Origin of the sequence: Pseudomonas sp. PA-7-1E, from assembly GCF_021605325.1 — a bacterium.
Lineage (GTDB): Bacteria > Pseudomonadota > Gammaproteobacteria > Pseudomonadales > Pseudomonadaceae > Aquipseudomonas > Aquipseudomonas fluorescens_BV.
Genome location: NZ_WKFA01000077.1, coordinates 1 through 24,041, shown reverse-complemented (window position 1 = coordinate 24,041; position 24,041 = coordinate 1). Strand labels below are relative to the sequence as shown.

General features: G+C 61.8%; 23 protein-coding genes. 9 read left to right on the top strand and 14 right to left on the bottom strand.

What is annotated here, in order from left to right:
• Positions 1-52: 52 nt before the first annotated feature.
• The 3 genes from GIW79_RS27310 to GIW79_RS27300 all read left to right on the top strand — a co-directional run bounded on the left by GIW79_RS27310 (position 53) and on the right by GIW79_RS27300 (position 2,580).
• Positions 53-433, top strand: coding sequence for a hypothetical protein (locus GIW79_RS27310; protein ID WP_034128173.1), 381 nt, complete (start codon positions 53-55; stop codon positions 431-433).
• Between the two features lie 126 nt (positions 434-559).
• Positions 560-916, top strand: a complete 357-nt coding sequence (locus GIW79_RS27305; RefSeq protein WP_034128276.1) for a hypothetical protein — start codon at positions 560-562, stop codon at positions 914-916.
• 152 nt (positions 917-1,068) lie between these two features.
• Positions 1,069-2,580: a hypothetical protein gene (locus GIW79_RS27300; protein ID WP_236456201.1), complete on the top strand. Its 1,512-nt coding sequence runs from the start codon at positions 1,069-1,071 to the stop codon at positions 2,578-2,580.
• A 99-nt stretch (positions 2,581-2,679) separates the two neighbouring features.
• On the opposite strand, the gene GIW79_RS27295 is transcribed toward GIW79_RS27300, so the two are convergent.
• A complete protein-coding gene (locus GIW79_RS27295; protein ID WP_236456203.1) occupies positions 2,680-3,357 on the bottom strand; it encodes a sterol desaturase family protein in 678 nt (225 codons plus the stop codon).
• Positions 3,358-3,687: 330 nt separating this feature from the next.
• Here GIW79_RS27295 and GIW79_RS27290 point away from each other — a divergent pair, with 330 nt between their 5' ends.
• The 6 genes from GIW79_RS27290 to GIW79_RS27265 all read left to right on the top strand — a co-directional run bounded on the left by GIW79_RS27290 (position 3,688) and on the right by GIW79_RS27265 (position 10,646).
• Positions 3,688-4,611, top strand: coding sequence for a substrate-binding domain-containing protein (locus GIW79_RS27290; protein ID WP_057974980.1), 924 nt, complete (start codon positions 3,688-3,690; stop codon positions 4,609-4,611).
• Positions 4,612-4,675: 64 nt separating this feature from the next.
• The gene (locus tag GIW79_RS27285; protein ID WP_054917458.1) at positions 4,676-6,184 is read left to right on the top strand and encodes a sugar ABC transporter ATP-binding protein; all 1,509 of its coding nucleotides are present in this window, start codon (positions 4,676-4,678) and stop codon (positions 6,182-6,184) included.
• A complete protein-coding gene (locus GIW79_RS27280; RefSeq protein WP_054897444.1) occupies positions 6,150-7,142 on the top strand; it encodes an ABC transporter permease in 993 nt (330 codons plus the stop codon). The genes GIW79_RS27285 and GIW79_RS27280 overlap by 35 nt, the downstream gene beginning before the upstream one ends.
• 25 nt (positions 7,143-7,167) lie before the next feature.
• Complete coding sequence (locus tag GIW79_RS27275) at positions 7,168-8,247, top strand: alcohol dehydrogenase catalytic domain-containing protein (RefSeq protein ID WP_034128169.1); 1,080 nt, start codon at positions 7,168-7,170, stop codon at positions 8,245-8,247.
• 1 nt (position 8,248) lies between these two features.
• On the top strand, positions 8,249-9,781 hold the full coding sequence (locus tag GIW79_RS27270; RefSeq protein WP_236456205.1) for an FGGY-family carbohydrate kinase: 1,533 nt from the start codon (positions 8,249-8,251) through the stop codon (positions 9,779-9,781).
• 139 nt (positions 9,782-9,920) lie between these two features.
• A complete protein-coding gene (locus GIW79_RS27265) occupies positions 9,921-10,646 on the top strand; it encodes an SDR family oxidoreductase (RefSeq protein WP_236456207.1) in 726 nt (241 codons plus the stop codon).
• Here the strand turns inward: GIW79_RS27265 and GIW79_RS27260 are convergent.
• The 13 genes from GIW79_RS27260 to GIW79_RS29920 form a co-directional block, all read right to left on the bottom strand.
• Positions 10,643-11,647, bottom strand: a complete 1,005-nt coding sequence (locus tag GIW79_RS27260; RefSeq protein WP_034128167.1) for a LacI family DNA-binding transcriptional regulator — start codon at positions 11,645-11,647, stop codon at positions 10,643-10,645. The two genes, GIW79_RS27265 and GIW79_RS27260, sit on opposite strands and share 4 nt — an antisense overlap.
• Positions 11,648-11,705: 58 nt before the next feature.
• On the bottom strand, positions 11,706-12,569 hold the full coding sequence (locus GIW79_RS27255) for a LysR family transcriptional regulator (RefSeq protein ID WP_236477446.1): 864 nt from the start codon (positions 12,567-12,569) through the stop codon (positions 11,706-11,708).
• Positions 12,570-13,304: 735 nt separating this feature from the next.
• Positions 13,305-14,708, bottom strand: coding sequence for an amidase (locus tag GIW79_RS27250; protein WP_236455818.1), 1,404 nt, complete (start codon positions 14,706-14,708; stop codon positions 13,305-13,307).
• Positions 14,705-15,973: a Zn-dependent hydrolase gene (locus GIW79_RS27245; protein ID WP_236455815.1), complete on the bottom strand. Its 1,269-nt coding sequence runs from the start codon at positions 15,971-15,973 to the stop codon at positions 14,705-14,707. The genes GIW79_RS27250 and GIW79_RS27245 overlap by 4 nt, the downstream gene beginning before the upstream one ends.
• 13 nt (positions 15,974-15,986) lie before the next feature.
• On the bottom strand, positions 15,987-16,682 hold the full coding sequence (locus GIW79_RS27240) for an ABC transporter ATP-binding protein (protein ID WP_236455814.1): 696 nt from the start codon (positions 16,680-16,682) through the stop codon (positions 15,987-15,989).
• Entirely contained in the window at positions 16,682-17,431 is a 750-nt protein-coding gene (locus GIW79_RS27235; protein WP_236455812.1) for an ABC transporter ATP-binding protein, read from the bottom strand. The genes GIW79_RS27240 and GIW79_RS27235 overlap by 1 nt, the downstream gene beginning before the upstream one ends.
• A complete protein-coding gene (locus GIW79_RS27230) occupies positions 17,428-18,438 on the bottom strand; it encodes a branched-chain amino acid ABC transporter permease (RefSeq protein WP_096143775.1) in 1,011 nt (336 codons plus the stop codon). Before GIW79_RS27230 ends, GIW79_RS27235 begins: the two co-directional genes overlap by 4 nt.
• 1 nt (position 18,439) lies before the next feature.
• The gene (locus GIW79_RS27225; protein WP_003192337.1) at positions 18,440-19,300 is read right to left on the bottom strand and encodes a branched-chain amino acid ABC transporter permease; all 861 of its coding nucleotides are present in this window, start codon (positions 19,298-19,300) and stop codon (positions 18,440-18,442) included.
• Positions 19,301-19,357: 57 nt separating this feature from the next.
• The gene (locus tag GIW79_RS27220) at positions 19,358-20,560 is read right to left on the bottom strand and encodes an ABC transporter substrate-binding protein (RefSeq protein ID WP_236455810.1); all 1,203 of its coding nucleotides are present in this window, start codon (positions 20,558-20,560) and stop codon (positions 19,358-19,360) included.
• Positions 20,561-20,796: 236 nt separating this feature from the next.
• Positions 20,797-21,564: a FadR/GntR family transcriptional regulator gene (locus GIW79_RS27215; RefSeq protein WP_034127984.1), complete on the bottom strand. Its 768-nt coding sequence runs from the start codon at positions 21,562-21,564 to the stop codon at positions 20,797-20,799.
• Positions 21,565-21,676: 112 nt separating this feature from the next.
• Complete coding sequence (locus GIW79_RS27210; RefSeq protein WP_057975027.1) at positions 21,677-22,432, bottom strand: hypothetical protein; 756 nt, start codon at positions 22,430-22,432, stop codon at positions 21,677-21,679.
• Positions 22,433-22,539: 107 nt separating this feature from the next.
• Positions 22,540-23,952, bottom strand: coding sequence for an efflux transporter outer membrane subunit (locus tag GIW79_RS27205; protein WP_236455808.1), 1,413 nt, complete (start codon positions 23,950-23,952; stop codon positions 22,540-22,542).
• On the bottom strand, positions 23,945-24,041 hold a 97-nt coding region (locus tag GIW79_RS29920; RefSeq protein ID WP_442968635.1), incomplete at its 5' end, for a hypothetical protein. The genes GIW79_RS29920 and GIW79_RS27205, both read right to left, overlap by 8 nt.

Genomic DNA, 24,041 nt, shown 5'->3' with positions numbered 1-24,041 from the left:
GAATATTGGCAGTCGACGGCGATCTGATATTCCAACCCGAGGGCACATAACGATGTCCCTTTTTCTTGTATATAGCATTGTGATGTTCGCTTGGGTATTTGTCGTCTTCGTACTGATAGTGTTTGCTGAATACGCAAAGCTGGATGAACTGGAAAGTTACTTCAGTGAGAACGAGAAGGTTCTTAGACATAAGCGTTTCAGGGAAGGATATGATCCGATCGATAGATATCATCGAATGAGCCTGATGATCGACATCCTGTCAGGGCCGAAAGCTTTTCTGAAGGCAGGCCTTGTGACCGAAGCCGAGCTGGCGTCTGTCCCCTTGACGCTTAAGCGCTGGGCCTTGTGGCCGTATCGCCTCGCGGATGTTTGTATCATCGAAATGATTGTGTGGGAGGTATGGCGCAGATGGTGCGATATCCCAATTCCATAGAACTAGGCCTCACTCGCGAAAACACCTCTTGAATTGGCAATTGGTAGACGTGTGCGAACCAGCAGGCGGTCATTACGGGGCGCTATAGATCAAGAGTGATTCGATTTTCCCACCTGGGGCATGACAATGTCGTTTTTTCTCGCTTACACCCTGGTGATGTTGGTTGGAGCGTTCGTCATTTTGGGATTAATGCTCTTTGTCGAACGAACAAAACTCGAGGCGTTGGAAGGTTACTTCATTGAAAACGTGCAGGTGCGTAAATATCAGCAACGCTGGGGACGAAACCAGCGGTTCGTCAGGTTTCATCGCATGTGTCTAATGATTGATATCCTCCGCGCGCCAGAACGCTCCGTGAAAGAAGGTTACATGACCGAGGCAGAGCTAGCCGTCATTCCGCCAGCGCTCAAGCGTTGGGCTGTATGGCCCTATCGGCTCGCGATAATGTGGGCGATCAGTTGGGGCTATTGGTGCACCTGGCTTTAGAGGTGCTCTCGCTTCTTGAGCCTGAATTCCAGGCTCACATTTTTTAGAAAAAGTGCTGTACATGCATACAGTCTTATCCTACAGTCCATCCCAGGTGACCGGATGTCGCCGGTTACCTGAGCTTCAATTTTTTAACTATGGATGGATAAAAAATGAAATCGAAAAAAGCCTTCATTATGGGCGCGGCCATGGCGGCCTCTTGCTTCGTTTCGGCCTTTGCCCTGGCCGAGCAATACCCTCATCTGGCGGCGCAAACGCCTCAAGTCAGCGTCAAGCAAGCTTTGAAAGATGCTTCGAAAATCCAAGCCAACAAGGCACCCGCTACGCTCAAACAGCGACTGCAATCGAGCGCTCACCTGAAGAAGCCCGTGTTCGCTGCCAAGTCCAAGGCGGACTCGGTGGTGGAAGACATCATTGCGCCCGCTGCGGTAGGCAAAGTGCAAAAGGCCACTGGCAAGCAAGCGTCTGCCGCGCAAGCGGCTTTGGTCCAGGGTTGTGAAGTCACGCTGGACGTGAACGCGCTCTACACAATTGAGGGCGTGCAGGCCGGCGCTTTGCTGTGCTATCACTTCAATTTGCCGCAGAAGGCCAGGATCAACGCCTTGCTGGTCAATCAGACGGTGGGTACCGACATGTCATTGTCACTGTTCCAGGACGATGGTCAGGGCAACCCGCTTCCCATGGGCACCTCCAATAACCCGGGCAATGGCGACGAAAGCCTAAGCGGTGTGGTGCCGGCCGGTGATTATTACTGGTTCATGGAGGCCAATGCGGCGGTCGACGGGTCGAGCTTCCAGTTCGGTGTGGCGGTCGACACCAATATCGACGCCTACGAGCCCAACGACACGCCGGACACGGCCTTCCAGCTGCCGGACACGCTGAACTACCTCAGCGGTAATGCCGACAGCCTCGACGATGTTGATTACTTCGATTTCACCGCTGTGCGTGGCCAGAGTGTGGGTATTGCGTTGGTGGCCGATGCCGCTAGCGGTAGTACCCGTGGCAAATGGATCCTTGAGCGTTTCGATGGCAGCCAGTGGGTCACCGTGGGCGCCAATGTGATCTCGACGTCGATCCCAAGCCCAGGCGTAGGCGGTGTGGTGAAGGTGCGCGTGCGGCCCAACCAGCACCCGAATGAGCCTTGGAGTGCGACGGGTAAATACACGCTGTCCTTTGGTTCCAACCCACGTGTTAACAACCCGGATATGAAAGGCGAGGCGAATGTGTTGCGTATCCCGTATTCCGCTTCCAACGTGGGTTACGGCTATATGACCACCCAAGCCTACCGGGATCTGACCTGGACCATGGGCCTGTCGGACAGCACCGGTGCGCCCCTGGTGGGGTTGCACCCGATTGTCTACCTCGACCAGCACATCAACCCGGACACCGGAGATATCGTCTACAAGGCTTACTCGGCGGCTACCGACAGCTCGGGCCAAGCCGGCGGCACGATCAACGTGGGTACCTGCTTCGGTGATTTCCAGACTGAGTTTGTCGATTACTCCCAAGGTTACAACAATACCTGGCGCACCGACTTCAACTATGGGGTTTGGCGCATGGAGGTACTGGAGTACCCGGGCATTGGTGTCGGCGGTGAGAACACCCAGTTCGTGAGCTTTGGCCATTTGTGCAAACAAACCTTGCTCAGCAGTACCAAGAGCTAAGCCAGTGGCGGCTTAGCGCAAAGGGCATACAGGCAAAGCAGCTGTATGCCCTTTTTGCGTCAATGCGTAACGCCATTGCTGCATTTTTCCGCCGGATGCTTATGACGACCGCTGGTTATCGTGGCTGACCGGCTCCCAATACAAAGTGCCAAACAGATAGTCCATCAATGGCAGCACGATGTTGAAATTACGCCCCTGCATCAGCTCGCGACGGTGATGCAGGGCATGCAGGCGGTGCATCTGGCGAATCCATGGCAGGCGTGCCACCGGGTGTTCGGCAGGCAGGTGTTCGCAGGCATGGAACACTTCGTAGAGCAGGTAGCCAAGGATCATGCAGCCTGCAAACAACCCGGCAACGTTGGGGCTCAGTTGGCTGAGCAGCCACCAGGCGGGAAGGGTGATGGCCAGGCTGTGCAGCATGATCAGCCAGGCTGGAAACAGGATGACGCGCCAGTCCCGAGGGCTGTCGTAGGTCATGTGGCCGGGGGTGAAGAAGCTGTGGTGATCGCCGGTGTGGCGTGCGTAAAACAGCCGGGCGAATGCATGTTTGTGATGGCCCAGGTGGCGGTGCACGAGGTAGATGCACAGGTTGAAGAACAGCAGGGTCAGGGGCACGGTCAGCCACTGCAGGGCGGTGATATCGGCGGTGGAGGACCAGGCCAGCGTGATGCAGGCGATGCCGTAGCCAAGCACGAATGCGGCGTGCAGCCAGGGGTTGTAACGCGGGTTGACGCTTGCGCGGTAACGGTCGCGGAAAGTCTCGGTCGGGTGGGGCATGGCCGGCTGCTCGCTGTGTTTTTATTTGAGGCTGAGCTTAGTTGGCGTAAGCGGATGTGCGAGTTTTTACTGACCACCTCATCCCCCCTGTAGGAGCGAGCTTGCTCGCGAAAAATGTCAACGATAACGCGGGCTTCTGAATAAACGCGGCGCCTGTGAGTTTTTCGCGAGCAAGCTCGCTCCTACAACCGGAGGGCAAGCCAGCTCCCACGTTTTTGCCCGAGACCGACCAGTGGAGGCTTGCACAGGTCTGAATTACTTGTTAGCTTCTGGCAAAATGTTAACGATAACATTTGCTCTAAAAATAAAAACAAAACAGAGACCCACGCCATGAAAATGCTCCCGAAAACCCTGTGTTTACTGGTCGCCAGCATCACCCTGGGCAGTGCGACCCCCGCGTTTGCCGACGCTGCCAAGCCCATCCGCATCGGCGCCTCGTTCCAGGAAATCAACAACCCCTATTTCGTCACCATGAAAAACGCCCTGGAAGAAGCCGGCGCGACCATCGGTGCCAAGTTGATCATCACCGACGCCCGCCACGACGTGTCCAAGCAGGTCAGTGATGTCGAAGACATGCTGCAAAAGGGCATCGACATCCTGCTGATCAACCCCACTGATTCCGTCGGTGTGCAATCAGCTGTCAAGTCGGCCCATGCTGCCGGCGTCGTAGTGGTGGCGGTGGATGCCCAGGCAGATGGCCCGTTGGATTCGTTCGTGGGGTCGAAGAACTTCGACGCTGGTTTCCAGGCCTGTGAGTATCTGGCTAAAACCATCGGTGACAAAGGCAATATCGCTATCCTTGACGGCATCGCCGTGGTGCCGATCCTCGAACGTGTGCGCGGCTGCAAAGAGGCGGTGGCCAAGCACCCGGACATCAAGATCGTCAGCATCCAGAACGGCAAACAGGAACGCGATCAGGCCCTCACCGTCACCGAAAACATGTTGCAGGCCCAGCCTACCCTCAAGGGCATTTTCAGCGTGAATGACAATGGCTCTCTCGGCGCGCTGTCGGCTATCGAAGCCAGCGGCATGGACGTGAAGCTGGTCAGCGTCGACGGTGCGCCGGAAGCGATCAAGGCGATCCAGAAACCCGGCAGCCATTTCATCGCCACCTCGGCCCAATACCCCCGCGACCAGATCCGCCTAGCCCTGGGCATCGCCCTGGCCAAGAAGTGGGGCGCCCAAGTACCGGCCAGCGTGCCGGTGGACATCACCCTGATCGACCAGGCCAAGGCCAAGGACTTCAGCTGGTAACCCCCCCCAGGCCCCGCGTAGTTCGTGGGGCCCAGGTCTTCCTTCTGAGTGCGAGGTCGGCGGTATGAGCAGTCTTCTGAAGCTGGAAAACATCTGTAAGCGTTACCCGGGGGTGCAGGCCCTCAAGGCCATCAACCTGCAAGTGGAGCGCGGCGAAATCCACGCCTTGCTCGGGGAAAATGGCGCGGGCAAATCCACCCTGATGAAGATTCTGGGCGGTGTCGAACATCAGGACGAAGGGCAAATTTTTATCGACGGGCAGGCCCGAAAATTTGCGACCTATCGGGATGCGATTGCCGCCGGGATTGGCATTGTGTTCCAGGAATTCAGCCTGATTCCCTACCTCACGGCGGTAGAAAATATCTTCCTTGGCCATGAGCTGAGCAACCGCTTCGGCCTGTTGCGCAAACGCGAAATGGCCGAGGCGGCGCAGGCGTTGTTCGAGCGCCTCGGGGTCAGCATCGATCTGCACTGCGCGGTCAAGCACCTGAGCGTGGCCGAGCAGCAGTTTGTCGAAATCGCCAAGGCCCTGGCTTTGGACGCACGCCTGCTGGTGCTCGATGAGCCAACCGCGACGCTGACCCCCAGTGAGGCCGAGTTGCTGTTCGGCATCATGCGCGAACTCAAGCGCCAGGGCGTGGCGGTGATTTTTATCTCGCACCACCTGGAAGAGATTTTCCAGGTCTGCGACCGCATCAGCGTCCTGCGCGACGGCAGCAATGCAGGCGTTACCGAAGTGGCCGACAGCGATATCGATCACTTGGTCGAGATGATGGTCGGCCGCCGCCTGGAGTGCAGTTTTCCGCCTAAACCCACTACCGCACGCGGCCCGTTGCTGCTGGAGGTCAAGGATATCCAGCTGGTGCGCAACGGCCCCCACAACCGTTTCAATGTGCACAAGGGCGAGATCCTGGGCTTCGCCGGCCTGGTGGGCTCGGGCCGCACCGAGCTGGCCCTGGGCATGATGGGCGCGCTGCCCACGGTGAGCAAAGACGTGTGGCTGCGCGGGGAAAAAGTCAGCCTCGACGACCCGGCCCAAGCCCTGGCCCACGGCATTGGCCTGCTACCGGAAAGCCGTAAGAGCGAAGGGCTGATCACCGCCTTCAGCATTCGCGAAAATATCTCGCTGAACAATTTGCCCAAGTATCAGCACGCCTCGGGCCTGATCGACAAGGCCCGCGAGTGCGCCAGCGTCGAAGCGCTGATGCGCCAGCTGTCGATCAAGGCACCCAGTGGCGAAAGCCTTGTGGTGAACCTCAGCGGCGGCAACCAGCAAAAAGTCGTGATCGCCCGCTGGATCAACCACCACTGCGACGTGCTGGTGTTCGACGAACCCACACGCGGTATCGACGTGGGTGCCAAGGCGCAGATCTACGCGTTGATGCGCAGCCTCACCGAACAGGGCTACGCGATCATCATGATTTCCTCCGAGCTGCCCGAAGTCATCGGCATGTGCGACCGCGTCGCCGTGTTCCACAAGGGCGCCATCGTTAAGGTACTGGAAGCGTCCGCCGTCAATCCTCAAGAGGTCATGCGCCATGCAACAGGGGGCTCAAGTGAATACGTCCATTAACACCGCCGGCACCGGCCGCTTGCGCCTGAACCTGGCGCGGCTGCTGCGTTCGCCGGCGTTTTATCCCTTTGTCGGGCTGGTGGTGGTGACCCTGGTGATGATCCTCGCCAGTGACACCTTCCTCACCGCCAGCAACCTCTCCAACATCGCCCGCCAGGTGTCGATCAACGCAATCATCGCGGTGGGCATGACCTGCGTGATTCTCACCGGCGGGATCGACTTGTCGGTGGGGCCGGTGATGGCGTTGTCCGGCACCTTGACCGCCGGGCTGATGGTCGCCGGGTTGCCGCCGGGCCTGGCGATTGGCGCCGGGCTGCTGGTGGGCGTGGCCTTCGGCATCGGCAACGGGCTGTTCGTGGCGTACCTGCATATGCCGCCGATCATCGTCACCCTGGCGACCATGGGCATCGCCCGCGGGTTCGGGCTGATGTACACCGACGGCTACCCGATTTCCGGCTTGCCAGAGTGGTTCGCGTTCTTCGGTCGCGCCAGTGTGTTTGGCCTGCAGGTGCCGATCCTGATCATGCTGATCACCTACCTGGCGGCCTATGTGCTGCTGCAACACACCCGCATCGGCCGCTACATCTACGCCATCGGCGGCAATGAAGAAGCGGTGCGCTTGTCCGGGGTGCGAGCGGCGCGTTTCAAGCTGCTGGTGTACGGCATCAGCGGCTTCACCGCCGCGATTGCCGGGCTGGTGCTCACCTCGCGCTTGATGAGCGGCCAGCCGAATGCCGGCGTGTCGTTCGAGCTGGATGCGATTGCCGCCGTGGTACTGGGTGGTGCGTCGATTGCCGGCGGCCGCGGAGTGATCATCGGCACCTTGCTCGGCGCCATGCTGCTGGGCGTGTTGAACAACGGTTTGAACATGCTTGGCGTGTCGCCCTACGTCCAGAGCGTGATCAAGGGCGGGATCATCTTGCTGGCGATTTTCATCAGCCGTCAGCGCCATCGTTAATACCTCACTACACAGGACCGAACACATGGACAAGCACACTCACATGCAAGCCGTCGTCTGCCACGGCCCGAAAGACTACCGCCTGGAGCGCATCGGCAAACCCCAGGCGCGTGCCAATGAGCTGGTGATCCGTATCGCCGCCTGCGGCATCTGCGCCAGTGACTGCAAGTGCCACTCGGGCGCGGCGATGTTCTGGGGCGGCGACAACCCCTGGGTCAAGGCGCCGGTAGTACCGGGCCACGAATTTTTCGGCTATGTGGTCGAAGCCGGCGAGGGCGCCGAGGAGCACTTTGAGGTCAAGGTCGGTGACAAGGTCATCGCTGAACAGATCGTGCCGTGTGGCAAGTGCCGCTTCTGCAAATCGGGCAAATACTGGATGTGCGAAGTGCACAACATCTTCGGCTTCCAGCGCGAAGTGGCCGAAGGCGGCATGGCCCAATACATGCGCATTCCCAAGACCGCCATCGTGCACAAGATCCCTGAGTCGGTGTCCCTGGAAGACTCGGCGCTGGTGGAGCCGATGGCCTGCTCGATCCATACCGTCAACCGTGGCGATATCCAGCTCGACGACGTGGTGGTGATTGCCGGCGCGGGCACCCTGGGCCTGTGCATGGTCCAGGTCGCCGCGCTGAAGACCCCGAAGAAGCTGGTGGTGATCGACATGGTCGATGAACGCCTGGAGCTGGCGAAAAAATTCGGCGCCGATGTGGTGATCAACCCCGCCCGTGACAACGCTCGCGAGATCATCAACGGGCTGACGGACAACTACGGCTGCGACGTCTATATCGAAACCACGGGCGTACCGGCCGGCGTCACCCAGGGCCTGGACCTGATCCGCAAGCTCGGGCGCTTTGTCGAGTTCAGCGTGTTTGGCGCCGAGACCAGCGTGGACTGGTCGATCATCGGCGACCGCAAGGAGCTCGACGTGCGCGGCGCGCACCTGGGCCCGTATTGCTACCCCATCGCCATCGACCTGTTCGAGCGTGGCCTGGTCACCTCCCAAGGCATCGTCACCCATGATTTCCCGCTGGACGACTGGGCCGAGGCGTTTGAACTGGCCAATTCGACCAAGTCGATCAAGGTGCTGTTGAAGCCGGTGCTCTGAGATGGACTACGTCATCGGTGTAGACATTGGCACCCAGAGCACCAAGGCGCTGCTGGTGGATGCCCAGGGCACGATCATCGCCCAGCATAGCCAAGGCTACCGGGTGGACACCCCGAAAGTGCGCTGGGCCGAGCAGTGGCCGCAGGTGTGGCTGGATGCTGTCGAAACGTGCGTGGCCCAGTGCATGGCCAAGGCCGGGGTACCGGCGCCGCAGGTCAAGGCGCTGTGCATCAGCAGTTTGTACGGTGGTTCGGGCATTGCCGTGGATGCGCAGATGACGCCGCTGCACCCGTGCCTGATCTGGATGGACCGCCGCGCCGGCGAGCAGGTGGCCTGGGTGCGTGAGCATGTGGACCTGGAGCGCTTGTTCGCCATCACCGGCAATTCGGTGGACAGCTACTACGGCTTCGCCAAGATGCTCTGGCTCAAGCAGCACCAGCCTCAGGTGTGGGCGAATACCCGTTACCTGTTGCCGCCCAACAGCTACATCAATTGGTGCCTGACCGGCGAGTTGGCGGTGGACCACAGCAGCGCCGGGAATATCGGCGGTGTCTACGACGTGGCGGCGCGCAACTGGTCAGGCGAGATGCTGGAGGCGTTGGGTATCGCGCAGTCGATGATGCCCGAGCGGTTGCTGTATTCCGGCGAGGTGGTGGGTGGTTTGCTTGCAGACTGGGCCGCACGCCTGGGCTTGCAGGCGGGCACGCCGATCCTCGCTGGGGGCGTGGACGCGGCCATGGCGACCCTGGCGGCGGGTGTCACTCAGCCAGGCAATCATGTGGCGATGATCGGCACCAGCATGTGCTGGGGCTATCTGAACCAGCAGGTGGATGCACGTCACGGTTTGGTGAGCATGCCCCACGTCTACAACGGCCACCGCGACCTGTACATCTTCGGCGGTGCGATCACCGCCGGGGCCTCGGTCAGCTGGTTTCGCGAGCAGTTCTGCCAGGCCGAAGAACAGCAGGCCCAGGCCACGGGGCAAGACAGCCTGGCGCTGCTGGAGCAGAGCGCGATGAAGATTCCGGCAGGCAGCGAAGGCGTGGTGTTTTTGCCTTACTTGATGGGCGAGCGCAGCCCGGTGTGGGATGACCGCGCCAGCGGCAGTTTTGTCGGGCTCAACCTCTACCACAGCCGCTTTCACCTGTACCGCGCGGTGCTGGAGGGCGTGAGTTTTGCCCTGCGCCACAATATCGAAGCGGGCAGCCAGGGCGCGCATTCCCTGGACCCGCGCTTGATTGTGGTGGGCGGGGCGAGCCATTCGGACCTGTGGATGCAGATCATCGCCGACGTCACACGCTACCCGGTGTACACGATCGTGCAGGAGGTAGAAGCAGCCCTGGGCGCGGCGTTGTTGGCGGCGCATACGATGGGGTTGGTGAGTGATGGGCAGATGGACACGGGTTGGGTGCAGTTGCAATTGCGGGCGCAGCCCAAGCGGGAGAATGTCATGACCTATGACCGGGCGTTTGCCGAGTACCTGAAGCTGTACCCGGCCCTGAAACCGATCATGCACAACCTGCAAGCCACCTGATTCAACACCGTCCAAAACTGTGGGAGCTGGCTTGCCTGCGATAGCGGTGTATCAGCACCCGATAAGGAGACTGACACTCCGCTATCGCAGGCAAGCCAGCTCCCACAGTGGGTCTTCATTGGTTTTGAGATCTTTATTTATGTCTACCACCTTCGACTTTTCGTACCAGCGCATCCTCGTCACCGGTGCCAGCAGCGGCATCGGTCGCGAAATTGCCCAGCAACTGATCGCCAGCGGCGCCGAAGTCTTCGCTCTCGGTCGCGATGCCCAGGCGTTGGCGGCATTGGGATGCCGCACCTTGTGCGTGGATATCGCTGACAGCATCGCCCTCGAGAAAACCCTGCAAGATTTGCCGCCTCTGCACGGCCTGGTCAACTGCGCCGGTATCTCACGCCTGGAGCCTGCCGCGGCCATCAGCGCCAGCGCCTTCGACCAAGTGATGAGTGTCAACGCCCGCGCCGCTGCGCAAGTGGCCAGCCGGGTCGCGGCGAAGATGATCGAGGCGAACATGGCCGGCAGCATCGTCAACGTCTCCAGCCAGGCGTCGTTGGTGGCGCTGGACGATCACCTGAGCTACTGCGCCTCCAAGGCTGCACTGGATGCGATCACCCGCGTGCAATGCGCCGAGTGGGGCCGTTTTGGCATACGCGTCAACAGCGTCAACCCCACCGTGACCTTGACGCCCATGGCGACCATGGCCTGGTCCGACCCGGCCAAGCGCGACCCGGCGCTGGCAGCGATTCCTTTGGGGCGTTTTGCGCAACCGGCGGAAGTGGCGCTGCCGGTGCTGTTTTTGCTAAGCGACGCGGCCAGCATGATCAGTGGCGTGAGCCTGCCTGTGGACGGCGGCTACACCAGCCGCTAGCCGTTTTCCAACTGCCCGGCGATGACCACTTTGTCCCGTGGCTTGTGCGGGTCTTGCAGGCGATCAAGCAGCAGGCGCACCGCACTGCTGCCGGCCAGGGACGCGTCGTGGGCCACGCAGGCAATCGGCACGCCAAAGATATCGGCGAAGGGCAGGCGGTCGATGCCGCAGATGGTCAGGCTGTCATGGGCGATGTTATGCATACGCAACGCACGCAGGGCGCCCAGGGTGATCAACTGGTTGAAACCCATGATCGCGTCCGGTGCCGAGTGTGCGGCCAGGTAATCGAGGGTATGCAGGTAAGCCGGCATCAGCGTGTAGTCGCCCGCTTGCACCTCGACCTGAATGTCGGGGTGTGCGGCCAGCACTTCCCGCAGGCCTTTGAGGCGTTCCACGCTGATACGCGAGTGCTCGGGGCCGGTCAGCACCAGCAGGCGCTTGAGGTTCGGGGTTTGGCGTAACAGGTAGTGCGCGGCTTGCAGGCCGCTGTGGTAGTTGTCGAGCACCACGCGGCTGAACGGGCTGTCGTGGATCGTGCGATCGAGCAGCACCACCGGGGTCTTGCCGTTGCCCAGGCGCTCCAGATAGTCGGGCTGGTAGCTCGGCTCGTCGGAGACCGGCGACAGGATGATCCCCGCCACGCGATAGCCCAGCAGGGTATCGACCGCCTTGCTTTCGAGTTCTTCCAGCTCATCGGTGTCCACCAGCATGATGGTGTAGCCGTGCTTTTTCGCCTCGCGGGAAATCGCCTTGATCATCTCGCTGTAGAACGGGTTGTCTACCGATGCGGTGATGACCCCGATGATCAGGCTTTCACTGCGCTTTAGCCCACGGGCGAAGGCGTTGGGCACGTAGTCCAGCTCGCGTGCCACTTCCAGGATGCGCGCCAGGGTGGCGGGTTTGACCAGGTCGGGTTTGCTCAAAGCGCGGGACACCGTAATGGTGGTCATGCCGACCCGTTTGGCAATGTCGCTGATGGTGACGGACTTTTTCTTGTTCATCGGTAAGACTGCGAGAGTAAACACCAGCAGGCTAGCATGTGCGCAAGCGTAGAGTGATTCAAATCAGCGGATCCCAGCGTTGCGACCAGTCGCCTTCGGCCTTCACCACTTCGCGTAGCAGTTCCAAGGCCTGCTGCAACACCGCTGAATCTCGCGCCCGTGAATACACCAGGTAGGTCGGAAAGCTGAATTCCGGCGCCTTGGCCACGCGCTGCATGACGCCGCTGTCCAGGTAGCTCTGCACCACCCGCGTGCGGAAGTAACCAGCCCCGCCATTCTCCAGGATGTACTGCAACGCCAGCGGCCCCAGGTTGAAACTCAGCGCGGCACGCGCACGGTCGGGCAGGGCGGCGTCGTGTTGCTGGCGAAAACCCTGGCCCCAGTCGATATACACGTAGGGCGAGGGTTTGCTCGCCAGTTGCACCAGAATCAGTTTTTCTTCCAGCATCTGCTCCACCTGCAAGCCCGGCCAGTATTGCGGCTGGAACACCAAGGCGGCATCTAGCACACCCAGCTCCAGTTGGCGCAGCAGGTATTCGCCTTCACGCACTTCGGTGCGCAAGGCGTGCCCCGGTATCTGCTCGCGCAGCGCCTTGGCCCAGCCGAGCATCAACGGGTTGCACAGGCTGACCTCCCCGCCGATATGCAGCACATTGCGATAGCCGTCCGGCAATGGCAGGTCACGGCGGGCGGCTTCCCAGGTTTGCAGCAACTGGTTGGCGTACACCACGAACGCCTCGCCGTCGGCGGTCAGCCGCGCACCGGCACGGTTGCGCACGAACAGCGTGCAGCCGAGCTGGTTCTCGAGGTTTTTGACACGAGCGGTGATAGCGGTCTGGGTGACGTGCAGTTTCTCGGCCGCCGCGGCCAGGCTGCCGCAGCGGGTGATCTCGAGGAAGGTGCGTGCCAGTTCGATGTCCATGAAGCCCCCGGGGATGAATAGGGGCATTGTAGAGCGATGCAGGATTGGAATGCGATCCATGTGGGAGCTGGCTTGCCTGCGAAATCGCTGGTTCAGTTAGCCCATTGGCCTCTGACACACCGCTATCGCAGCATAGGTATCTACATAACTTTGGTACGACGCTGTATCTGTGGCGAGGGAGCTTGCTCCCGTGGCGGCCTGACAGCGACGCTTATCCACCTGACGCGCCGCAGTTCTATGTGGGAGCTGGCTTGCCTGCGAAGACGGCCTGACAGTCAACTGGGATGTTGGATCAGAGCGCGTACATATCCGTTATTTAGGTAACGGCCACTTAGGGTTCCGCCCTGACGGCGGCTCACTTTGCAAAAGCGGCAAAGTAAGCAAAACGCTCTTGCCCCACCACTCGGCACCTCGCTTAGGCTCGGTGTGCCCGTAATCCGCCAGTGATTTGGGGGGCCGCCGCCACGCGCCATCCATGGCGCGGGGCGGCTAAACCGGCATCCCTGCCGGTTTACCCCTCAAATCACTGTCGAATTCCGGCCAGCGTGGTTTAACGGGGCGCCTGAGATCAAGATCACAAGCAGATCAAGAGCGGCTCGCTTCGCATCGTGGTTACCGTTGGCTGCTACAACCTACAAAATTGTGTAGAAGCTGCGACGGCGGTGTGTCAGAGGCCAATGTGCTGACTGAAACAGCGCTATCGCAGGCAAGCCAGCTCCCACAGTTGTAGGTATTTCAGGTCGGGATTTTCGGTGTGTGCAAGTGCGCTGTGGGGAATGCCTGTGCATACGCGTGACACACCCTAAGTACCTGCTCATCGGCAAACCGCGCACCCACCACATGCAAGCCCACCGGCGAGCCATTTGCCGCCAACCCACAGGGCACTGACGCCGCCGGTTGTTGGGTAAGGTTGAACGGGTAGGTGAACGGCGTCCATTCCATCCACTCAGTCATTCCCGAACCCGGTGGTACGTTATGCCCCGCCTCGAACGCGGTGATCGGCATCATCGGTGACACCAACACATCGTAATGCTCATGGAAAGCCGCCATCCGTGCGACCAGCGCCGCCCGGGCTTCCAGAGCTGCGTTGAAATCGCCCAGGTTCAAGCGCTCGCCCCGTTGCGCAATACGTAGAAGCCCTGGGTCCAGCAGTTGCTTTTGCGCCTCGCTCATCGTGCCGGTCAGGCGAGCGGCACCGGCGGCCCACAAGGTGCTGAAGACGTCCAATGGGTCGCTGAAACCGGGGTCGATCTGTTCGACATGGGCGCCCAGTTGCACCAGGCCCTGCACAGCCTGATCCACCACCTGGGCGACTTGCGGGTCGACTTTCACATAGCCGAACGTGGGGCTATAGGCGATACGCAACCCTTTCAAGTCCGTCCCTGGAACCAGCCAGGGCGTGGTTCGCGGCGCGCCGATCAAGCCGTCCCGTGCATCCGGTCGCGCCACGGCTTGCAGCATCAGCACACTGTCTTCCACGGTGCGCGTCATCGGCCCCAGGTGCGACAGGATCGTCATGGAGCTGGCCGGCCATTGCGGCACATAGCCGAAGGTCGGCTTGATCCCGAAGGTGCCGGTAAACGCACAGGGAATACGGATCGAGCCGCCGGCGTCGCTGCCCTGGTGCAGCACGCCCAGGTTCAACGCCGCCGCCGCAGCGGCGCCCCCGGACGAGCCACCGGCGGTGGTGCGCGTGTCCCACGGGTTGCGGGTGATGCCGTACAGCGGGTTGTCGGTGACGCCTTTCCAGCCGAATTCCGGGGTGGTGGTCTTGCCCAGCAGCACCGCGCCAGCCTTGCGCATGAAGGCCGAGAAGGGCGCGTCCACGTCCCACGGGCCCACGGCACTGGAGGTGCGTGAGCCTTTGCGCGTGGGCATACCGACTGTCAGCGTGAGGTCCTTGATCGACGCCGGCACGCCATCCAGGGCGCCGCAAGGTTCGCCCTTGAACCAGCGTTGTTCCGACGCCCGCGCAGCGTCCAGGGCGCCTTGCGGGTCGACATGGCAGTAAGCATTCACCACCGGGTTGTAGCGCTCGATGCGCAGCAACGCGTCTTCGGTGACCTCCACGGGCGACAAGGTCTTGTCACGAAAGTGTTGCAGCAGTTGCACCGCCGTCAATTGGCCGATCTCACTCATGCTTGAACTCCCTGCGCCGCGTTGACCATGGCGCGCAGCAACACCGCGCAACCCGCCGCCAGGTCAGCCGGCGCGGCGTTTTCGATTTCGTTATGGCTGATGCCGCCTTCGCACGGCACAAAGATCATCCCGGCCGGGCCCAGTTCAGCGACGAAAATCGCGTCATGCCCGGCGCCGCTGACAATGTCCATATGGCTCAAGCCCAATGCCTGGGCAGCCTCGCGCACGGCATTGACGCAGGCCGGGTGGAAGTCCAGCGGCGGGAAGTCGGCAGTCGGCGTCAGTTCAAACGTCAAGCCGTGGCGGGCGGCCGCGTCTTCGATCACTGCGCGCACTTCATCGACCATGGCTTGCAGCTTGTCGGCGTGCAGGTGACGCAGGTCGATGGTCATGTGCACCTGGCCGGGGATCACGTTGCGCGAGCCAGGGTGCAGGTTAAGGCAGCCGACGGTGCCGCAGGCGTGAGGCTGATGCTGATGGGCAATACGGTTGACCGCGCTGACCACCTCGGCAGCGCCCACCAGGGCATCCTTGCGCAGGTGCATGGGCGTAGGGCCCGCATGCGCCTCGACGCCGGTGAGGGTCAGGTCGAACCACTTCTGGCCCAGGCAGCCCATCACAACCCCCAGGGTAATCGCCTGGTCCTCCAACACCGGGCCTTGCTCGATATGCGCCTCGAAATAAGCGCCCACCGGATGGCCCAGCACCGCACGCGAACCGGCATAGCCGATGCGCTGCAATTCGCTGCCTACCGACAGGCCCTGGTCGTCGCGCTTGTCGAGGGTGTCCTGCAGGTCGAACTTCCCGGCAAATACCCCGGAGCCCATCATGCACGGCGGGAAGCGCGAGCCTTCTTCGTTGGTCCACACCACCACTTCGATGGGTGCCTGGGTTTCGATCTGCAAGTCATTGAGCGTGCGGATCACTTCCAGCCCGGCCATTACCCCGTAGCAACCGTCGAACTTGCCGCCGGTGGGCTGGGTGTCGATGTGGCTGCCGGTCATGACCGGGGGCAGGGCGGGGTTGCGGCCAGGACGGCGAGCGAAGATATTGCCGATGGCATCCACACTGACGCTGCACCCGGCGGCTTCGCACCACTGCACAAACAGGTCGCGGGCCTGGCGGTCCAGGTCGGTGAGGGCCAGGCGACACACGCCGCCCTTGGCCGTGGCGCCGAGCCGGGCCAGGTCCATCAGTGACTGCCACAAGCGGTCGCGGTTGATCAGCGGGGCATTGCTCTGGAGCGGTTGCGCAAGACTGTTCATCAGGAATCTCCACTCAGGCACTCAAGGCCAGGTATCGGTTTTTGATCGTCGGATCGGCGCGGAAGTCAGCGGCGCTGCCCTCGTACACCACGCGGCCCTGTTCGAGCACGTAATGACGGTCGGCGAGCTTGTCGCAGACCATCAGGTTCTGTTCCACCAGCAACACCGGCAGACCCTCGTCCTTGACCTTGCGCAGGATCTTCACCAGCTCGTCGACGATCACCGGGGCCAGGCCTTCAGTGGGTTCGTCGAGGATCAGCAGCTTGGGGGCGTTCAGCAGGGCGCGGGCGATGGCCAGCATCTGCTGTTCGCCGCCGGACAACGCATGGCCGGCGTTTTTGCGCCGCTCCTTGAGGCGCGGGAACATGGCGTATACGTCTTCCAGTTGCCAGCGGCTGTGCTTGCGGGCAGCGATGCGCAAGTTTTCCTCCACCGTCAGCAGGCGGAAAATCCCGCGGTTTTCCGGCACCAGCGCCAAGCCCTGGCGCGCAATTTCAAAGATCTTTTGCCCTACCAACGCCTGGCCGTTGAAGTGGATCTGACCCTGGCGCGGGCAGATGATGCCGAGGATGCTGCGCAGGGTGGTGGTCTTGCCGGCACCGTTACGGCCGAGCAGAGTCACCAGTTCGCCAGGGTTGACGCTCAGCGACACGCCTTCAAGCACATGGCTTTTGTCGTAGTAGGAATGGATATTCTCGACGATCAGCATCAGGCAGCCTCCCCAAGATAGGCAGTACGCACACGTTCATCGGCGCGCACGAACTCCGGCGTGCCTTCCACCAGGATCTGCCCATGGCTCATCACCGTGATGCGCTGGCTGATGGACATGACGATGCTCATGTTGTGTTCGATCAACAGCACCGTATGGTCGCGCCCAAGGTCGCTGATCAGTTGGGTCATGATCGGAATATCGTCGATGCCCATGCCCGAGGTGGGCTCGTCGAGCATCAACAGTTTGGGTTTGGAGCAGATCGACATGCCCACCTCCAGCACCCGTTGCTGGCCGTGGGACAACTCACCGGCCAGGGTGTCGGCGCGTGCCGTGAGTTGCAGGCGTTCCAGCACCTGGTCGGCCATCTCCAGGTGTTCGCGCTGGCTGTTCACCCGACGCCAGAAGTTCAAGGCACGCGAGCCATCGCGGCCTTGGGCGGCCAGGCGCAGGTTTTCGCGCACGCTGAGGTTCTGGAACAGGCTGGTGAGTTGGAACGAGCGCGCCATGCCCAGGCCGACGCGGCCGTGGGCGGGCTTGCGCATCAGGTTCTTGCCGTCGAAATGGATCGCCCCGGCGGTGGCCTGGCGTTCACCTGTCAGGCAGTGGAACAGGCTGGTCTTGCCCGCGCCGTTGGGGCCGATGATGGTGTGGATGGTGCCGGCTTCAACCTTGAGGTTGACGCCATTGACCGCGTGGAACGCGCCGTAGGCCAGCTCCAGGTTCTGGGTTTCCAGCAAGACACTCATAGCCCGTCCTCCTTGGCGACGACCGCGGGTTTGCGCGCGCCGCGCACCTTCTCGAATAGCGACGCGAGGCCGCCCCACAAACCGCCGCGCATGAAGATCACCACCAGGATCAGGATTACCCCCAGCAGCATCAGCCAGCGCGGCCACAGGTCGGAGAGAAAGTCGCCCAGCAGCACGATGGAGCCGGCGCCCAGCAGCGAGCCGAACAGCGAGCCGGTGCCGCCGACGATGGTCATGATCAGGATGTTCTCGGACATTGCCAGGTCGATATTCGACAGCGGCACAAAGTGCAGCAGCATGGCGTACAGCGCCCCGGCAATCCCGGTGACCGCACCGGACAGCACGAACACCAGGATCTTGAAGTGGCGCGTGTCGTAGCCGATGGCCGAGGCGCGGGTTTCGTTCTCGCGGATCGCCATCAGCGTGCTGCCAAACGGCGAAGCGATGACCCGGCGTGCGCCGATGAAGATCAGCAGGAACAGCACCGCGACAAAACCATAGAAGGCACGGGCATCGGCCAGGGACAGCAGCACGGTGTCGCCCACACGAATCTCCGGGCGCGGCACGCTGAGCAGGCCGTTGTCGCCGCCGGTCCAGTCGCTCAGGGTGTAGGCGACGAAGTACGCCATCTGGCTGAACGCCAACGTGAGCATCACGAAGTAAATGCCCGTGCGCCGAATCGCCAGGGCGCCCACCAGCAGCGCCAGGAAACCACCGGCAATCGCCGCGCCGAGCAACGCGGTGAACAGGCCCAGTTGCAGGTGGATCATCAACAGCGCCGCACAATAAGCACCGGCACCAAAGAAGATGCCTTGGCCGAAGGACAGCAGCCCGGTATAGCCCAGCAGCAGGTTGCAGGCGAGGGCGGCCATGGCAAAGATCAGGATCTCGGTGGCCAGGGTCGCCGAGGGCAACACCAACGGCAGGCCGATCAGCACGGCCAACACCCACAGCAACATGGCTCTGGATTGGGTCTTGGCAAACGGCAGCGGGTTTTTATCGCTCATGTCAGGCTCTCCCGAACAGGCCATAAGGGCGTACCAGAATCACCACGGCCATGGCGCCGTAGATCATCAGGCTCGCACCCTGGGGCCAGAGTGTGGTCATCAGGCTTTGCACCACGCCCACCAGCAAACCGCCGACCAGCGCACCGCTGAACGAGCCCATGCCGCCGATCACCACCACCACGAAGGCGATGCCCAGAATCTCCGGGCCGACAAAGGGCTGGGCGCCGCGCAAGGGCGCAAACAACACCCCAGCGACACCGGCCAGGGCGACGCCGAGGGCGAAGGTCATGGAGAACAGGCGGAAAATATTGGTGCCCAGTAGTGACACGGTTTCGGTGCTTTCACTGCCAGCGCGCACCAGAGCACCGAAGCGCGTACGTTCCAGCAGCAGCCACAGGCCCAGGCCCACCAGCCCGGAAAACACGATAAGGAACAGGCGGTAGTAGGGGTAGACGAAATCACCTACCACCAGCACGCCGCGCAACAGTTCCGGCACGGCGACGCTTTTGCCCACCGGCCCCCAGATCATCACGCTGGCTTCCTGGATGATCAGGGCGATCCCCAGGGTCACCAGAATCTGGAACATGTGTGGCAAGTGGTAGATGCGCTGGATCAGCAAGCGCTCGATCACCCAGGCCAGCGCGGCCACCACCAGCGGCGCGATCAGCAGCGCCAGCCAGAAGTTGCCGGTGAGGCTCACCGCGGTGTAGCAGATGTAGGCGCCGAGCAGGAAGAACGCGCCGTGGGCGAAGTTGACGAAGTTGAGCAGGCCGAAAATGATCGTCAGCCCCACTGCGATCAGGAAGTAGATCATCCCCAGCCCAAGGCCGTTGAGAATCTGGAACAGGTACAAATTAAGCATGCAGGCACCCTCCGCAGACGGCCGCTTGCGCGGCCCTGCGCGACAAAAGTTAAGCGGTCAGCCGAGCGTGCAGCCTGTCGCCTCGACTGCGGGGAACGATTGGCCAGCGCTGAGCACTTTGGCCAGGTCGTCCTTGTCGGCCATGTCGCCGCTGGCCTTGCCGATCAGCAGGTAGTAGTCCTTGATCACCTGGTGGTCGCCGGTGCGGATCGACTCCTTGCCGGTCGGGCCTTCGTAGCTCAAGCCTTGCAGGGCCTTGGCCACGGTCGGGCCGTCGAAGCTGCCGGTGGCAATGATGGTGTCGAGCATGACTTTGGTGCTGATGTAGTCGGCGGCCAGCGGGTAGGTGGGGTTGATGCCGTACTGGGCCTGGGTCAGCTTGACCAGTTCACGGTTGAGCGGGGTGTCGACCTGGTGCCAGTACTGTGCGCCGAGGTACACGCCCTCGAGCACATCGCTGCCCAGTTCCTGGAACTGATCCAGGCCGGCAGACCACACCAGCAGCACCTTCATGCGCTCCTTGATGCCGAAGTTCACGGCCTGGCGCAGCGTGTTGGACGATTGGCTGCCAAAGTTGAGCAGCACCAGCACATCGGGCTTGGTGGAAATGGCGTTGGTCAGGTAGCCGGAGAATTCCTGTTCCTGCAACGAGTGGTAGCTGTTGCCCACGTGTTCCAGGCCATGCTCCTTGAGCACGTTTCTGGCGCCTTCGAGCAAGGCTTCGCCGAATACGTATTGCGGGGTGATGGTGTACCAGCGCTTGGCGTCCGGCAGCAGCTTGATCAGCGGCACCATGGTTTCGCGTATCGCGCCGTAGGTGGGCACCGACCAGCGGAAGGTCGCCTTGTTGCAGTCCTTGCCCGTCACTTCATCGGCGCCCACCGGGGTCATGAACACGCCGCCGACCTTGTCCACTTCCTTGGCCACTGCCAGCGCGGAAGACGACAGCGTGCAGCCCTGGAAGAACCGTGCGCCGTCCTGCGCGATGGCCTCCTGCACCTTGCGCACTGCCTTGCCGGCGTTGCCTTCGGTGTCGATGACCTTGTAGTTCAGTGGGCGGCCGAGCAATTGGGGGTGTTGCTGCACCGCCAGGCGCGAACCCATGTCGGCAAATTTGCCATAGCTGGCAAAGGCGCCAGACATGGACTTGAGGCCGTAAAAGGTAAAGGGCTCGGCGGCGAATGCCGAACGCACGCTCAGCGGAAGGCTGAGGGCGGCGGCCGCGGTGAGGCTGGCTTTCAATAACGTACGACGCTGCATGGGGTGACTCCCTGGTTTAGTTATTGGCAGGAGCGGCAAGGGCGATACGGTGGAGCAAGGGCCTGTGGGCAGGCTTGTTATTGGATAACTCGATTTCGCGGGTGAACGGGGTCAACTGTGGGAGCTGGCTTGCCTGCGATGGCATCGACTCGGTCCCCTGTAACACCGAGGCGCCCGCATCGCAGGCAAGCCAGCTCCCACATTGATCGGGTTCCCACATTGGATTGTTGGCGTGTTTAAGGGTGGTCGAACTCCAGTAGGAAATGCGGGCTCACTTGGCCTTCCAGCGCGGTCATATGGTGTTCGGCATCGCACATGTGTTCATGCATCAAGCTGCGCACCGCGCTTTCGTCCCCGGCGCGAAAGGCGATCAGCAGTTGCTTGTGATAGTCGAGGTTGGCCGCGTCGAACTGCTTGCGTTTGGGCTTGTAGGCCTTTTTCAGCACCACCAGGTCGCGCAGCAAGTCATTGAGAAACTGCGCCATGAAACTCAGCAGCGGGTTGGGGCAGGCCCGGGCCAGCAGGTTGTGGAACTCCAGTTCCGCCAGGCGTTGTTCGCGCTGGCCGGCTTCGCTGTCTTCGGGGGCGCTGCAAAAATCCACATTGGCTTGCAGGGCGGTGTAATCGTTTTCGCTCAAACGCCCGAGCACCGACACCGCCAATTCCACTTCGATGACCTTGCGCAGTTGGTAGACCTGCTCGCCGTCCAGGTGCTGGAAGTGCAAGTAATTGCGCAAGGCGCGGCTGGCCGGCTCGGTGCCGGCCTGGTTCAAGTAAGCCCCGCCGCTGGGGCCGGTGCGCGTGCTCACCAAGCCCTCCACTTCCAACGCCTTGAGCGCTTCGCGTGCCGAACCCTTGGAACACTGGAAGCTTTCCATCAGCTCGCGTTCGGTGGGCAGGCGGTCGCCGGGCTTCAAGGCGTCGGTGACGATCGAGCGCTTGACCGACTCGACAATCACATCGGACAGCTTCTGGCGTTTGCGGCGTAGCGGGCGAGTCAACATGGCGGTGAGTTATCGTATTAATGCGGATAAATAGCACTTAATAACGATTGGGGAAGTGCGTCAACGCAGGCTGTCGTTTTTGGTGGCAAGAGGTCGTAAATGCGTGGGCTACTTACTCCCAGGCGCTGAGGTCGAGACAGCGCGTGGACGCCGGCGGTTGTCTACCATAAGCGAGAAAATCCCCCAGCCAGCGGTTGACGCAGCCGTCGGCGCCTGCGCGCGCCGACTCCTTGAGCAAGAGTTGCTCTACACCGGTGGCGACTGCTTCGCCAGGCTCGGCATTGATCAGCACCATGCGCCCGACACGCTCGGGAAACAGCGTACCGTAGCGGCTGCCGAGGCGGGTGGCAGCGGCGTTGCCCAGGTAGTTGAGGCGCGCCTCGTCAAGTTGCCCGCGCACGAACTCCATGTCCCGCGCGGCCTGTTCCACGGCATTGCCCTCGCGCAGGTCGCGGGCGCTCAGCTCGATGACGTCATACCGGTCGACCAGGGTGCGATAGGCCTGGGTGGCAAGCGACTCCCAGCGGCTGGCGAGGTGAAGAACGAAAGGCGCGTCCTTGGCCTGGAGGGGTTCGCCGGCCTGGATGAACACGACACCTTCACGGTTGAGCGGTTGCCGTGCGCCTACCCGTGTCACGCTCAAGCTTAGGCGGCCGCGCTGGGGTGCGGCATGGTCGCGGGGGACGTTGACCAGGCCGCATTGGGTGCGGCCAACCACTTGCGGGTTCAAGTGCGCCGTCGTGGTGAGGGGGCAGTCCAGCAGCCAGTCGATTGCGGTGGGGGCGATCAAGGGCTTGGCCAGCGCCAGGTTCGGTATCAACCAGCAGCCAATGCAGGCCAGGCCTTTTACAACAACGCTGGGTTTCATCATGAGGTCCCGGGCTTCCGTGTGATAACGGCTTTTTTACCAAGGACCTTGAGGTGGAGAATGTAGGGTGAAGAAACAACTCGTGTATGAAATATGAGTTTCGTTTATCAGATGTTGGTTTTCCAGCCACCGCCTAATGCCTTGTACAGGGCGATGCTGGCTTGTAGGCGCGACAGGCGCAGTAGCACGTTCTGGTCCTGGGCGCCGTACAAAGTGCGCTGGGTTTCCAGCACCGTGAGCAGGTCTTCGGCACCGGCTTCGTAGCGGCTCTGGGCAATCTGAAACGCGGTCTGCGCCTGTTGCAGCTCCTCGCTTTGCCACTGGCGTTGCTGGTCAAGGCGGGTGATGCTGCTGAGGGCTTTTTCCACATCGGCAAAGCCATTAATGATCGCCCCGCGGTAGGTTTGCAGCAGTTCATCCTGGCGTGCCCGAGCCTTGTCGCGCTCGGCGCTCAGCCGGCCATTGTTGAAGATTGGCGCCATCAGGCCCGAGGTCAGGGTGTAGAAGGGGCTGCGCAAGACCTCTTGGGCCTTGTATGCGCCAGAGCCGAGGGTCGCGCCCAATGTCACTGAGGGCAGCATCGCTGCACGGGCCACCGTGACGTCGGCACGGGCCGCTGCCAACTGGGCTTCGGCCTGGGCGAGGTCGGGGCGCCGGCTCAATAACTGGCTCGGTACACCGGGCCCGATACTCGGCCAGGTCAATGCCTGGAAGGGTTCAGCGCCCAGGTCCAGGGCCTGTACGGGTTGACCAAGCAAGGCGGCCAAAGTGATTTGCGACTCTTCGACCGATTGCTGGATCAGCGGCAACTGCCGTTGCTGGCTGGCCACCAGGCTCTTCTGTTGTGCCAGTTCCAGGGCCGTGGCGGAACCGGCGTCGTGGCGGGTCTGTACCAGGTTCAGCACATTGCGTGCATTGGCCAGGTTGAGCTCGGCAATTTGCAGGCGCTGGCGTGCGGCCAGGGTTTGCGCGTAGCGGTCGGCGACATTGCTGAGCAGGGTCAGCTCCACGTTGGCCTGATCGAACTCACTGGCGTGCAGGCTCTGCACGGCGCTGTCGCGCGCAGCGGCGCGGCCCCCCCAGAAGTCGATTTCATAGCTGGCGGTGAGGCTGGCGTCATAGCTGTTGACGGTCCGATTGCTTTCGGTGGCGTCCAGGTCCGAGTTGCCGCTGCCGCGCAACAGCCTTTGCCGGCTGGCGGTGAGGTTGAACTTCAGTTCCGGCAGCAGCGGTGCGCCGGCAATCACCGCCGTGGCCTGGGCCTGACGGACCCGCGCCATGGCGGCTGCTACGTCGAAACTGTCACGACGGGCCTGGTCGATCAGGCGGTTCAACGCCGGGCTGCCAAACTGCGTCCACCAGCGCTGGTTGATGGCTTGGGTCGCTTCGCGTTCTGCATAGTGCCAGGTGGCGGGCGTGGCGAGGCCGCTGTCGATGGCCGGCGGGTTAGCGCCACAGGCCGTGAGCAACAGGCACACACTGAACGCTGACAGTTGTGGAGTGAGAGATCGTTTATTCACTGGTCAACGCCTTAACCGGATCGAGCCGGGCAGCTTTACGGGCCGGCATGAAGCCGAATACGACGCCGGTAACCAGCGCACAGCCAAAC

Coding starts and splice junctions, on each gene's coding strand:
- GIW79_RS27310 (WP_034128173.1), top strand. CDS start 53: ATGTCCCTTTTTCTTGTATATAGCATTGTGATGTTCGCTTGGGTATTT.
- GIW79_RS27305 (WP_034128276.1), top strand. CDS start 560: ATGTCGTTTTTTCTCGCTTACACCCTGGTGATGTTGGTTGGAGCGTTC.
- GIW79_RS27300 (WP_236456201.1), top strand. CDS start 1,069: ATGAAATCGAAAAAAGCCTTCATTATGGGCGCGGCCATGGCGGCCTCT.
- GIW79_RS27295 (WP_236456203.1), bottom strand. CDS start 3,357: ATGCCCCACCCGACCGAGACTTTCCGCGACCGTTACCGCGCAAGCGTC.
- GIW79_RS27290 (WP_057974980.1), top strand. CDS start 3,688: ATGAAAATGCTCCCGAAAACCCTGTGTTTACTGGTCGCCAGCATCACC.
- GIW79_RS27285 (WP_054917458.1), top strand. CDS start 4,676: ATGAGCAGTCTTCTGAAGCTGGAAAACATCTGTAAGCGTTACCCGGGG.
- GIW79_RS27280 (WP_054897444.1), top strand. CDS start 6,150: ATGCAACAGGGGGCTCAAGTGAATACGTCCATTAACACCGCCGGCACC.
- GIW79_RS27275 (WP_034128169.1), top strand. CDS start 7,168: ATGGACAAGCACACTCACATGCAAGCCGTCGTCTGCCACGGCCCGAAA.
- GIW79_RS27270 (WP_236456205.1), top strand. CDS start 8,249: ATGGACTACGTCATCGGTGTAGACATTGGCACCCAGAGCACCAAGGCG.
- GIW79_RS27265 (WP_236456207.1), top strand. CDS start 9,921: ATGTCTACCACCTTCGACTTTTCGTACCAGCGCATCCTCGTCACCGGT.
- GIW79_RS27260 (WP_034128167.1), bottom strand. CDS start 11,647: ATGAACAAGAAAAAGTCCGTCACCATCAGCGACATTGCCAAACGGGTC.
- GIW79_RS27255 (WP_236477446.1), bottom strand. CDS start 12,569: ATGGACATCGAACTGGCACGCACCTTCCTCGAGATCACCCGCTGCGGC.
- GIW79_RS27250 (WP_236455818.1), bottom strand. CDS start 14,708: ATGAGTGAGATCGGCCAATTGACGGCGGTGCAACTGCTGCAACACTTT.
- GIW79_RS27245 (WP_236455815.1), bottom strand. CDS start 15,973: ATGAACAGTCTTGCGCAACCGCTCCAGAGCAATGCCCCGCTGATCAAC.
- GIW79_RS27240 (WP_236455814.1), bottom strand. CDS start 16,682: ATGCTGATCGTCGAGAATATCCATTCCTACTACGACAAAAGCCATGTG.
- GIW79_RS27235 (WP_236455812.1), bottom strand. CDS start 17,431: ATGAGTGTCTTGCTGGAAACCCAGAACCTGGAGCTGGCCTACGGCGCG.
- GIW79_RS27230 (WP_096143775.1), bottom strand. CDS start 18,438: ATGAGCGATAAAAACCCGCTGCCGTTTGCCAAGACCCAATCCAGAGCC.
- GIW79_RS27225 (WP_003192337.1), bottom strand. CDS start 19,300: ATGCTTAATTTGTACCTGTTCCAGATTCTCAACGGCCTTGGGCTGGGG.
- GIW79_RS27220 (WP_236455810.1), bottom strand. CDS start 20,560: ATGCAGCGTCGTACGTTATTGAAAGCCAGCCTCACCGCGGCCGCCGCC.
- GIW79_RS27215 (WP_034127984.1), bottom strand. CDS start 21,564: ATGTTGACTCGCCCGCTACGCCGCAAACGCCAGAAGCTGTCCGATGTG.
- GIW79_RS27210 (WP_057975027.1), bottom strand. CDS start 22,432: ATGAAACCCAGCGTTGTTGTAAAAGGCCTGGCCTGCATTGGCTGCTGG.